This is a genomic window from Actinomadura sp. NEAU-AAG7, assembly GCF_018603865.1.
Lineage (GTDB): Bacteria > Actinomycetota > Actinomycetes > Streptosporangiales > Streptosporangiaceae > Spirillospora > Spirillospora litoris.
The window spans coordinates 199116-209678 of sequence record NZ_JAHFZY010000009.1 but is presented as its reverse complement, the minus strand read 5'-3'; the positions used below and the strand labels follow the sequence as shown (position 1 = coordinate 209678).

8 protein-coding genes are annotated in these 10563 nt (G+C 75.7%); 6 read left to right on the top strand and 2 right to left on the bottom strand.

Translation table 11 applies throughout. The annotated features are described in order from the left end of the window. The first annotated feature begins 78 nt into the window (after positions 1-78). The 3 genes from KLI87_RS34745 to KLI87_RS34735 are packed head-to-tail and all read left to right on the top strand — an operon-like array spanning position 79 to position 2613. A complete protein-coding gene (locus KLI87_RS34745) occupies positions 79-1098 on the top strand; it encodes an iron-siderophore ABC transporter substrate-binding protein (protein ID WP_214620415.1) in 1020 nt (339 codons plus the stop codon). A gap of 49 nt (positions 1099-1147) precedes the next feature. Then, positions 1148-2416, top strand: coding sequence for a lysine N(6)-hydroxylase/L-ornithine N(5)-oxygenase family protein (locus KLI87_RS34740; RefSeq protein WP_156220509.1), 1269 nt, complete (start codon positions 1148-1150; stop codon positions 2414-2416). After that, complete coding sequence (locus KLI87_RS34735; RefSeq protein ID WP_156220510.1) at positions 2416-2613, top strand: MbtH family protein; 198 nt, start codon at positions 2416-2418, stop codon at positions 2611-2613. The genes KLI87_RS34740 and KLI87_RS34735 overlap by 1 nt, the downstream gene beginning before the upstream one ends. A 15-nt stretch (positions 2614-2628) precedes the next feature. Here the strand turns inward: KLI87_RS34735 and KLI87_RS34730 are convergent, their stop codons facing one another. Then, complete coding sequence (locus tag KLI87_RS34730; RefSeq protein WP_156220511.1) at positions 2629-3273, bottom strand: GNAT family N-acetyltransferase; 645 nt, start codon at positions 3271-3273, stop codon at positions 2629-2631. 499 nt (positions 3274-3772) lie between these two features. Between KLI87_RS34730 and KLI87_RS34725 the strand changes: the two genes are divergently transcribed. The 3 genes from KLI87_RS34725 to KLI87_RS34715 all read left to right on the top strand — a co-directional run bounded on the left by KLI87_RS34725 (position 3773) and on the right by KLI87_RS34715 (position 9243). Further along, a complete protein-coding gene (locus KLI87_RS34725; protein ID WP_156220512.1) occupies positions 3773-4648 on the top strand; it encodes a DMT family transporter in 876 nt (291 codons plus the stop codon). A 75-nt stretch (positions 4649-4723) separates the two neighbouring features. After that, positions 4724-6811 (top strand): NAD-dependent DNA ligase LigA, encoded by a 2088-nt coding sequence (gene ligA / locus KLI87_RS34720; RefSeq protein WP_214620413.1) that lies wholly within the window; start codon positions 4724-4726, stop codon positions 6809-6811. Between the two features lie 89 nt (positions 6812-6900). Next, positions 6901-9243 carry an SCO7613 C-terminal domain-containing membrane protein gene (locus KLI87_RS34715; RefSeq protein WP_214620412.1) on the top strand — a complete coding sequence of 781 codons (2343 nt, stop codon included), beginning with the start codon at positions 6901-6903 and terminating at the stop codon, positions 9241-9243. A 24-nt stretch (positions 9244-9267) separates the two neighbouring features. On the opposite strand, the gene KLI87_RS34710 is transcribed toward KLI87_RS34715, so the two are convergent. After that, complete coding sequence (locus tag KLI87_RS34710) at positions 9268-10521, bottom strand: acyltransferase (protein ID WP_214620411.1); 1254 nt, start codon at positions 10519-10521, stop codon at positions 9268-9270. Positions 10522-10563: the final 42 nt, after the last annotated feature.

The window sequence follows — 10563 nt, the reverse complement described above, 5'->3', positions numbered from 1 at the left end:
CTTGTGGAGTTAGGTGAGCCTAACCTAATGTCTCTGCTCGGAAACCCCCGGCACAACCTGGAAGGACACCGGTCCTCTATGCGCACAACGATGCGGCGTCTGGCCGCCGCCACCGGCGCCCTCGCCCTGAGCCTCGGCCTGGTCACCGCGTGCGGCGACGACGACGAACCCGCGGGCGCCGCGTCCGGCGGCGCGGCCGGGGCCTTCCCCGTCACCGTCGCGCACAAGCTCGGCTCCACCAAGGTCGAGGGCCCCGCGAAGCGGATCGTCGCGCTCGGCGAGGTGGACCAGGACGCGCTGCTCGCGCTCGGCGTCCAGCCCGTCGGGATGACCGAGCTGAGTGGCGTCCAGCCGGACGGGCTCGCCCCCTGGAGCGCGCCGAAGGTCACCGGCTCCAAGCCGAAGCTGCTGAAGGCCGGGGAGGCCGGCTTCAACCTGGAGGAGATCGCCGCGCTGCGGCCCGACCTCATCCTCGCCGCCGGGGACTTCACCATCGACCGCGAGTACGGCAAGCTCTCCAAGCTCGCCCCGACCCTCGCCTACCAGACCGGCCCCGCCGAGGACACCTGGCAGCAGATCACCCGGCAGGTCGCCAAGGCCGTCGGACGTCCCGCCGAGGGCGAGGCGCTGGTGCGCTCGGCCGAGGCGAAGGTCGCCTCGGTGGGCACCGCGCACCCGGAGCTGAAGGGCAAGGGCTTCGCGCTGACCAGCATGTTCCCCTCCGGGAACATCGGCGTGATGAAGTCACCGAACGACACCAGCGTCAAGCTGCTGGAGCAGTTCGGGATGGTGCTGCCCGAGCCGCTGAGCAAGCTGCCGGGGCAGGGCTTCGCCGCCGAGCTCAGCATGGAGAAGGTGTCGGTGCTGAACGTGGACGTCCTGCTCAGCCACTACAACGACGACCCCGCGACGCAGCGGAAGGTCGAGGGCAACAAGCTGTTCGCCCAGCTGCCCGTGGTCAGGCGCGGCTCCTACGTCCCGCTCGACCTGAAGTCGTTCTGGCCGCTGCGCACGCCGACCCCGCTCGCCGTCCCCTACATCGTCGACCAGATCGTCCCGAGGATCGCCAAGGCCGCGAGCGCCGCCAAGCCCGCCTGACCGGCCCGCCTGACCCCGCCTCACCCCCGCCCCGAAAGTGGAGACGCACATGCAGACACCCGTCCATGACGTGGCCGGCATCGGGTTCGGACCCTCCAACCTGGCGCTCGCCGTCGCGCTGGAGGAGGAGCACGGCGCGAACGTGGACGCGGTGTTCTTCGAGAAGCAGCCCCGGTTCGGCTGGCACCGGGGGATGCTCATCGACGGCGCCACCATGCAGGTCCACTTCCTCAAGGACCTGGTGACGATGCGCAACCCGGCCAGCCGCTACTCCTTCCTGGCCTACCTGCACGCCCGGGACCGGCTCGTCGACTTCGTCAACCACAAGACGATGTTCCCGACCCGGCTGGAGTTCCACGACTACCTCGAATGGGTCGCCGCCGCCGTCGCGGGGGACGTCCGGTACGGGACGGAGGTCGTCGCGCTCCGCCCGCGCGACGCCGCGACGCTGGAGGTCGTCGTCCGCCGCGACGACGAGCTGGAGACCCACCTCGCCCGCGACGTCGTCATCGCCGCCGGGCTCGAACCCTTCCTGCCCGAGGGCGTGTCGGCCGGCGAGCGGATCTGGCACACCGAGGACCTGCTGACCCGCCTCGCCGAGCGGCCCGGCTGGACGCCGCGGCGGGTCGTCGTGGTCGGCGCCGGGCAGAGCGCCGCCGAGGCCGTCGAGCACCTGCACCGCACGTTCCCCGAGACCGAGGTGTGCGCGGTCTTCACCCGCTACGGGTACTCGCCCGCCGACGACAGCTCCTTCGCCAACCGCATCTTCGACCCGCGGGCCGTCGACCACTACTACGCGGCGCCGGACGAGGTGAAGCGGCTGCTGTTCGACTACTCCCGCAACACCAACTACTCCGTCGTGGACCTCGAACTGATCGACGAGCTGTACCGGCGGTCCTACGCGGAGAAGGTCGCGGGCGCCGAGCGGCTGCGGATCCTCAACGTGTCCCGGGTCAGGGAGGTGCGCGAGGTCCCGGCCGGCGTCCGGCTCCGCGTCGCGTTCCTGCCCACCGGCGAGACGACCGACCTGGACGCCGACGCCGTCGTCTACGCCACCGGCTACCGCGAGCGCGACCCGTTCGACCTGCTCGGGGAGGCGGGCGCGCACTGCCGCGCCGGCGCGGACGGGCGCCCGCTGATGGAACGCGACTACCGGATCGCCACCGAGCCCGGCCAGGAGTGGGGCGTCTACCTCCAGGGCGCGACCGAGCACAGCCACGGCATCGCCTCCTCGCTGCTGTCCATGACCGCCGTCCGCACCGGCGAGATCGTCCAGTCCATCGCCCGCCGCTCCGCCCGCGTCGCCCAGGAGGCGTGATGACCAACCCGTTCGACGACCCCGACGGCACGTTCCTCGTCCTCGTCAACGACGAGGGGCAGCACTCGCTGTGGCCCGCCTTCGCCGACGTCCCGGCGGGCTGGACGGCGGCGTTCGGGCCCGGCCCCCGGCCCGACTGCCTCGACTACGTCGAGACGAACTGGACCGACATCCGCCCCCGGAGCCTGGCCACCTGACGGGGACCGGCGCCGTCAGGACGCGCCGAGCAGCGGCAGGCAGGCGTCCAGTCCCTCGATCTCGACGGGCACGGCGCGGTGCCGCTCCCAGCCCTCGCGGTCGAGCACGAACCGCCGGTCCAGCCGCAGGACGTCGCGCACGCTGACGCGGTCGAGGCCGTTGTCCCGGTAGCCGAGCTTGCGCGACACGGCGGCCGAGACGGCGTTGTCGGCCATCGCCGCGCTCGTCGCCGACTCGGCGCCCAGCCCGGCGAACGCCAGGTGCAGGACGGCGGCGCGCATCTCCGTGCCGTACCCCCGGCCCTGGTGGCGCAGCCCCAGCCAGGACCCCGTGCCGACCTCGCGGACGACCCGGAACGCCCGCGCGCTGATCCCCTGCGAGCCGATCACCTCGCCGTCCGCGAACACGGTCAGCGACAGCTCCCAGGCGTCCGGCTCCCACTCCGCGAGGACGCGCCAGTGGTACCGCATGACGCTCCGCGCGCGCTCCTCGGGCGGGAGGTCCGTCCACGGCACCAGGAACGGCATGTCGGCCGGGTCGTGGACGCCGCCGGCGGCGAGCCCGGCGAGGGCGTCCAGTTCCTCCAGGTCCGGGAGCCGCAGTTCGAGCCTGGGCGTCCGGAGGCGCAGCCCGTACAGCGGCCAGTGCGTCACGCTCATCCGGCGATTCTGGCGGCCGGGTCGCGGGCACGTCACCCGAATATCGCGGCGGCCGGGCTCCCGGCCAGGGCGTTTCCGGGGGTGTGACGCTTCGGGACGCGTCGGCGCTGTACTGATCGGAGCCGATTTGCGGCGGTTCCGGCGGGCGGCGTCCCTGGGAGGGGAAGCCCGCGGTTCGCCGCCTCACCCCGGTGACCGCCGGGCGGGGCGGCGGGCCCCGCGCGCGGGGGGCGGCCGGCGCGGCGCCCTCCGGCCCGCCCTGCGCCACCCCCCTCCCCGAGGCCGCCGTCGCCCGTGTCCAGAGGTGCCGCTGTGTTCAGAGCGGACACCAGGGGCAGAAAGCAGCAGAAGGTCATGTTTCGGTCCTCGCCCCGCCGCGGCCCCCGGCCGCGCGCGGACGGCGACCGGGCCCGGGGGAGGATGATCACTAGGGGGGTGGTCGGATGGCCCGCGCGGGTGCGCCGGACGCGCGCCGCGGCCGCCCGGCCGGGACGCGCTGATGGCCTGGAGCATCGGGTTCAGCCTGCTCGCGGCGTTCCTGTTCGCCGCGGCCGCCGCGCTCCAGTACCGCGCGGCGCGGCGCGCCGTCCACGGGGGCTCCGACGCGGTCGCCGCCGCCGGGCTGATCCGCAAGCTGCTCCACGACCCGCTGTGGCTGGCGGGGTGGGGGGTGAACCTCGCCGGGTTCATGAGCCAGGCCGTGGCGCTCCACCTCGGCTCCACCGGCCTCGTCCAGCCGCTGCTGGTCAGCCAACTCGTCTTCACGATCCTGCTGGGCTGCGCGGGCAACGGCTGCGTGCCCGCCCGCATGGACCTGCTCGGCGGGACGGCCGTGTCGGCGGGCCTCGCGGTCCTGTTCACGGTGCCGGGCGCGGTGCCGCCCGCGGGTGAGCCGTCCCGGCCCCGCCTGTTCGTCGCGGCGCTCCTCCTGGCGCCGCTCGTGCTCGTCCTCGTGCGCGGCGCGGCGCTGCGGAAGGGGACGGTCCGGGCCGTGCTGCTCGGCACCTGCGCCGGGCTGCTGTTCGCGTGCAGCGCCGTCCTGATCAAGCTGACCACCGCCGACCTCGTCGACCGGGGCGTCGCGGCCACGGCCGTGGACTGGCCCGGCTACGCGCTCGCGGGCACCACCCTGCTCGGCCTCGTGCTGGAGCAGCGGGCGTTCGCGGCCGGGTCGCTGCCCGCCGCCATGACCGCGATGACGATGACCAACCCCGCCGCGTCCTACCTGCTGGCCGTCCTCGCCTTCCACACCAGGCCGCCGCACAGCGCGGCCGCGTTCGCGGCGGTCTCGGTGAGCGCCGTGCTGCTGACGGCCGGGATCGTCGCGCTGTCGCGCTCGGCGGCCGCCGCCCGGCACGCGCCGTCCGGTTCCTGAACGGGCCTGTTCCGGGGGCAGGGCAGGCTGTCCGCTAAGTCATGAAATGTCGTACCTACCAGGCAGGATAGGGACATGACCGAGACTGTGACCCGCGCCGAGATCGCGGACCAGGCCGCCTACGCCGACGCCGTGCGCACCGCCGTCGAGGCGTCCGCCGCCTACTACGGCGAGGGCGACTCGCCCCTGGACGACGACGCGTTCGACCGCCTGGTGCGGGGGATCGCCGCCTACGAGGCCGAGCACCCCGAGCACGTCCTGCCGGAGTCCCCGACCGGCAAGGTCGCCGGGGGAGCGGTGGTCGGGGACGTGCCGCACACCGTCCCGATGCTGAGCCTGGACAACGTGTTCTCCGCCGAGGGCCTGGAGTCGTGGGTCGCGGGCCTGGAGCGGCGCCTCGGCCGCCCGGTCGGGCGGTGGTGCGTCGAGCCGAAGCTGGACGGCCTGGCGATCTCCGCCCGCTACCGCGACGGCCGCCTCGCCCGGCTGGTGACGCGCGGCGACGGCGCCGCCGGGGAGGACGTCTCGCACGGCATCGGCATGATCGTCGGACTGCCGGAGCGGCTCGCCGAACCGGTCACCGTGGAGCTGCGCGGCGAGGTGCTGATGACCCGCGCGCAGTTCGAGGACGCCAACGCCGCCCGCACCGCCGCCGGGGGCCCGGCGTTCGCCAACCCGCGCAGCGCCGCCGCCGGGTCGCTGCGCGCCAAGGACCGCGCCTACCAGGTGGAGATGACCTTCTTCGCCTACGGCGCGCTGCCGCTGGAGGGCACCGGCGAGGACCTGGCCGCCCGGCTGGGGGAGCTGCCGCACAGCGAGATCATGGAGTACGTCGCCGCGCTCGGCGCGCGCACCACCGCCGCGACGCCGGTGCCCGCCGTCACCGCGACCGCGCTGGAGGCCCTGCACGAGCGGGTCGCGGAGATCGCGGCGCTGCGGGCCGAGCTGGACTTCGGCATCGACGGCATCGTCGTCCGCGCGGACGCGGCGGCCGACCAGGCCGAGGCCGGGGTGTCCTCGCGGGCGCCGCGCTGGGCGATCGCCTACAAGCTCCCCGCCGTGGAGAAGATCACGCGGCTGCTGGAGGTCGAGTGGAACGTCGGCCGCACCGGGATCATCGCGCCGCGCGCCGTCCTGGAGCCGGTCGAGCTGGAGGGGTCGGTCGTCACCTACGCGACGCTGCACAACGCCGCCGACATCGAGCGGCGCGGGCTGATGCTCGGCGACCACGTCACCGTCTACAAGGCCGGCGACGTGATCCCCCGCGTGGAGGCGCCGGTCGCGCACCTGCGCACCGGCGAGGAGCGCCCGATCGAGGCGCCGGAGGTCTGCCCGCGCTGCGGCGACGCGATCGACGTCTCGCAGCAGCGGTGGCGGTGCGTGCGCGGCCGGGCCTGCCACGCGGTCGCCTCCGTCCGCTACGCCGTCGGCCGCGACCAGCTCGACATCGAAGGGCTCGGTGAGAAGATCATCGACCAGCTCGTGGACGCCGGGCTGATCACCGACTTCGCGGACCTGTTCGGCCTCACCCGCGAGCAGCTCCTCGGGCTGGAGCGGATGGGCGAGACCAGCACCGCCAACCTGCTCGCCGCGATCGAGGGCGCCAAGGCCAAGCCGCTCAGCAAGGTGTTCTGCGCGCTCGGGGTGCGCGGCACCGGCCGGTCCATGTCGCGGCGGATCGCCCGGTACTTCGCCACCATGGACGCGATCCGCGCGGCCGGCGACGAGGCGTTCCAGCGGGTCGAGGGCATCGGGCCGGAGAAGGCGCCGGTCCTGGTCGCCGAGATCGCCGAGCTGGCGCCGCTGATCGACCGGCTCGCCGCCGCCGGGGTGAACATGGTCGAGCCCGGCGCGACCGGCCCCGCCGAGGAGGGCGAGGAGGGCGAGGAGGAAGCGTCCGGAGCGGACTCCGGCCTCCCGCTGGCCGGGATGTCGGTCGTCGCGACCGGCTCGATGTCGGGGCCGCTGGAGAAGCTGTCCCGCAACGAGGTGAACGAGCTGATCGAGCGCGCCGGGGGCCGCGCCTCGTCCTCGGTGTCGGCCAGGACCGCACTGCTGGTCGCGGGGGAGAAGGCCGGGTCCAAGAAGGCCAAGGCGGACAAGCTCGGCGTCGAGGTCGTCACCCCCGAGGAGTTCGCCGCCCGCGTCGCCGACTTCCTCTGACGGGGTACTCGGGGTACTCGGGGTACTCGGGGTCGATCTGAGTACTTGGACGGTTATGGACGGCGGCGCGTCAACGGCAGTCTCCCGTTATGCCCCTCACCTGCCCCGGCTGCCAGACCCCGCTGCCCCCGCCGCGCCGCGCGGCCTGCCCGAGGTGCGGGCTGTGCCTGGCCGGACCCGCCGCCGCCGAGTTGTGGGTGCTCGACGGCGAGCTGGCCCGGCTGGGGCGGCGCCGCCGCGACCTGCTGGCCTTCCTGTACGCGGCGGCCCCGCCCCCGGCGCATCCGGCCGGGCCGCGGCCGTGGCCGGCGCCCGCGGGCGCGCCCGCGGCCTTCGGCGGGACGGACGCCTCGCGCTTCGCGGTCCGCAACGCGCTGCTGACCACCGGCGGGGCGCTGCTCGGCATCGCCGCGTTCGTGTTCGCCCTGCTGAGCTGGAGCGCGCTCCCCTACGTCGAGCGCGGGGCGATCCTGCTCGCGCTGACGGCCGTGGCGCTGGCCGCCGGATGGGTGATCGCCCGCCGCGGGCTGGCCGCCACGGCGGAGACCCTCGCGTTCGTCGGCCTTCTGCTGGTCGGCCTGGACCTCTACTCCGCCTACGCCCACGGCTTCCTCTCGCTGAATGACGTCGACCCCGCCTGGTACACGGCGGCGTCGTTCCTGGCGGCCGCCCTCGTCTGGGCCGGATACGACCGGCTGACCCCGCTCCGCCTGACCCGCCCCACGACGCTGGTCCTCGCGCAGTTTCCGCTCCCGCTCGCCGTCGCCGGTGCGGACGCCCCTCCGGAGGCGGTGGCGCTCGCCCTCCTCGCGGTGTCCCTCGCCGACCTCGGCGCCCGGCGCTTCTCCACGGTCGCCGCGACCGCCGCGGGCCTGCTCGCGGGCGGTGCGGGGACGGCGGCGGCGTTCGCGCTGACCGTGCCGTCGCTCCCGGGGGCGCCCGCGGGGGCGGCGCTCCTGATGGCGGCCGCCGCGGTCGCGCTGGCCTGGGCGCTGCGCGTGAACGCGGCCCTCGCCGTCGTCGCGGGGCCGGCCGCCTCGATGGCGCTCGCCGCCGCCCTGCCGCTGCCCCTGCGCTGGACGGCGGCGGGCGCCGCGCTCTCGGCCGTCGCCGTGGCCGCCGCCGCGTCCCTCCTGCCGGGCCGGCTGCGCTCCGGCACGCGGATCGGGGCCATGACCGTCCTGGGCGCCTCCGCGCTGTCGATCGCCCCGGGCGCGGCCGTGGCGGTGCTCTTCCCCGGCCGCTACCTGGACGCCCGCTGGGCCGGGGTGGGCTCGCCGGACCTGCTCGACTGGGTCCTGCCCGCCGCGCCCGCCGTCCTCGCGCTGCTGTTCGCCGTACTCCTCGTGAAGGCGCGCGCGGCGGCCCCGCCCCTCGCGCCGCTCGCCGTCCTCACCGCGGCGGTCGCCGCGGACGCGCCGTACCCGGCGGCGCTCGCGCTGGCCGTCGCCTCCGGCGCCGCGCTCGCGGTCTGGGCCGCCCTCGACGGCACGGCCCGTCCCGCCGCGTGCGGCGCCGCCGTCGCCGCGTCCCTGTGGGCCGCCGCCTACGCCCTGGCCACCGAGAACGCCACGCTCGCCGTCCTCGGTGCCCTGACGGTCCTCGCCGCCGCCTGCGCGGCCGCGTTCCCCGTCCTGCGCGATGGCGCGGTCGCCATGGCCGCGCTCGCCCTCGGCGGGTTCGCGGCGGCCGCCGCCCTCGCGGCCGGGCGCCCCGCCCACCACGCCGCGTTCGCCGTGCTCGCCGCGTCCGGTCTCGCGCTGCTCGCGGCGGCGCTGGTGCGAGGCCCCGCCGCCGAGGCCGCGCCGTGGCCCGTCGCCGCGGCGGGGATCGCGATGACCGCCGGGCACGCCGCCCCGCTCAGCCTCGCCCTGGCCGTGACCGGCGTGCTGGCCGCCGCCGCGGCGCTGCGGCCGGACCGCCGCCCCGCCGGGTGGGCGGCGTCCGCGCTGCTGCTCGCGGCGTGGTGGGTGCGGCTGGGCGCGTCCGGGGTCACGGTGCCGGAGATCTACACGGCGCCGGTGTCCGCGGCGCTCCTCGGCCTCGCCGTGATCCGGCGCTCGCGCGGCGCCGCCCGGTCGTCGTGGGCCGACCTCGGCCCGGCGCTCGCGTCCACGCTCGTCCCGAGCCTGCTCGCCGCGTGGGCGGACGCCACCGGACCGCGCCCGCTGCTGCTGGCCGCCGCCGCGCTCGCGACCGTCCTCGCGGGCGCCCGGCTCCGGCTCCAGGCGCCGCTCGTGCTCGGCGGCGCCGTCCTCGTCCTGGACGCGGCGCGCTGGCTCGCCCCCTACGCGGCCGACGCGGCCGCCGGTCTTCCCGGCTGGGTCCCGCTCGCCGGGGCGGGCCTGCTCGTCCTGCTGGCGGGCGCGACCTACGAGCAGCGCATGCGGGACCTGCGGCGGCTCCGCACCGCGCTCGGCCGCCTCGCCTGACGGCGCCTCATCCGCCGGCCGGCCTCACCTGGCATGGGCCAGGCGGCGGCCGAGGCGCTGGGCGGGCCTCTCGACGTAGCGGTGCGCGAGCCACGCCGACACGAGGACGGCCGACACGAGCACGACGTACCAGGCCAGCCGCTGGTGGCCCGGGATCGAGGCGGGCTCGCCGGTCAGCCGCCAGATCACCTGCACGACCATCGGGTGCAGCAGGTAGACCGAGTAGCTCACGAGCCCCAGCCACACGAGGACGCGGGGCATCGCGCGGTGGCGCAGCGCGAGCCCGCCGAGGAAGGTCAGCCACGCGGCGGCGACGGCGATCGACCAGTCCCGGCCGAGCGGCTGCGGGCCGCCGCTCAGCGCCCAGGCGGGCGGCGTCCGCAGCCCCGCGATCAGCACGAGGACGGGCACGACCGCGACCATCGCGGCGCCCGGCCAGGGGCGGAGCCGCCCGTCCTGGACGGCGCGGACGGCCGTCCCCGCGAACATCGTCGCGATGACGCACAGGCTCTCGACCCCGCCGATGCGGCTGTCGAGGATCAGCAGGGTCAGCGCGAGGGTCGCCACGACCGCGACCCCGGTGCGCCGGACCGCGCGGTGCCCGCTCAGCAGCGCGGCCAGCCCCGCGACGAGGACGAGGGCGGCGACGAACGTCGTCCCGCCCGGCCACCGCGAGGCGAGCAGCCCGCTCGGCAGCGCCACCCCGAGGATCGCGGCGGCGACGCCGAAGCCGAGCGCGACGCGGGCGCTGGCGCGGCGCGCCCCGGCGAGGAACAGCGCGGTGACCAGCAGGTAGAACACCATCTCATACGACAGCGTCCAGAGGACGTTGACGGCGTTCGGGACGCCGAGCAGGTCCTGCAGCATCGTCAGGTGCGCCAGCGCGGACGTCCAGGGACGTTCGCCGAGCGCGGCGGGCAGCCCCCAGGAGACCCCCGTGGCGCCGAGCAGCAGCGCCAGGCCGACCGCCACGAGCCACGCCGGGTACAGCCGGAAGAACCGGCCGATCCAGAACTCGCGCACGTTCCCGCGCCGCTCCAGCGAGAACGGCACGACGTAGCCGCTGACGAGGAAGAACACGAACACCCCGTACCGGCCGAAGTCGAACCAGGGGCTCGCCGTGCGGCGGACCTCCGGCAGCAGCACGTCGAGGGAGTGCTCGAACACCACCACCATCGCGGCGAGGCCGCGCAGGGCGTCGAGCCAGCCCATCCGGGACGATCTCACCGGAGGGGCGCCGATGTCGGTTCTGGGCGGGGTCAGAGTGTTCGTCGGCATCCGGGACACCCTAGGGGCCGTTCCTCCCCGCGCCCGGCGCGT

Coding starts and splice junctions, on each gene's coding strand:
- KLI87_RS34740 (WP_156220509.1), top strand. CDS start 1,148: ATGCAGACACCCGTCCATGACGTGGCCGGCATCGGGTTCGGACCCTCC.
- KLI87_RS34745 (WP_214620415.1), top strand. CDS start 79: ATGCGCACAACGATGCGGCGTCTGGCCGCCGCCACCGGCGCCCTCGCC.
- KLI87_RS34715 (WP_214620412.1), top strand. CDS start 6,901: ATGCCCCTCACCTGCCCCGGCTGCCAGACCCCGCTGCCCCCGCCGCGC.
- ligA (WP_214620413.1), top strand. CDS start 4,724: ATGACCGAGACTGTGACCCGCGCCGAGATCGCGGACCAGGCCGCCTAC.
- KLI87_RS34710 (WP_214620411.1), bottom strand. CDS start 10,521: ATGCCGACGAACACTCTGACCCCGCCCAGAACCGACATCGGCGCCCCT.
- KLI87_RS34725 (WP_156220512.1), top strand. CDS start 3,773: ATGGCCTGGAGCATCGGGTTCAGCCTGCTCGCGGCGTTCCTGTTCGCC.
- KLI87_RS34735 (WP_156220510.1), top strand. CDS start 2,416: ATGACCAACCCGTTCGACGACCCCGACGGCACGTTCCTCGTCCTCGTC.
- KLI87_RS34730 (WP_156220511.1), bottom strand. CDS start 3,273: ATGAGCGTGACGCACTGGCCGCTGTACGGGCTGCGCCTCCGGACGCCC.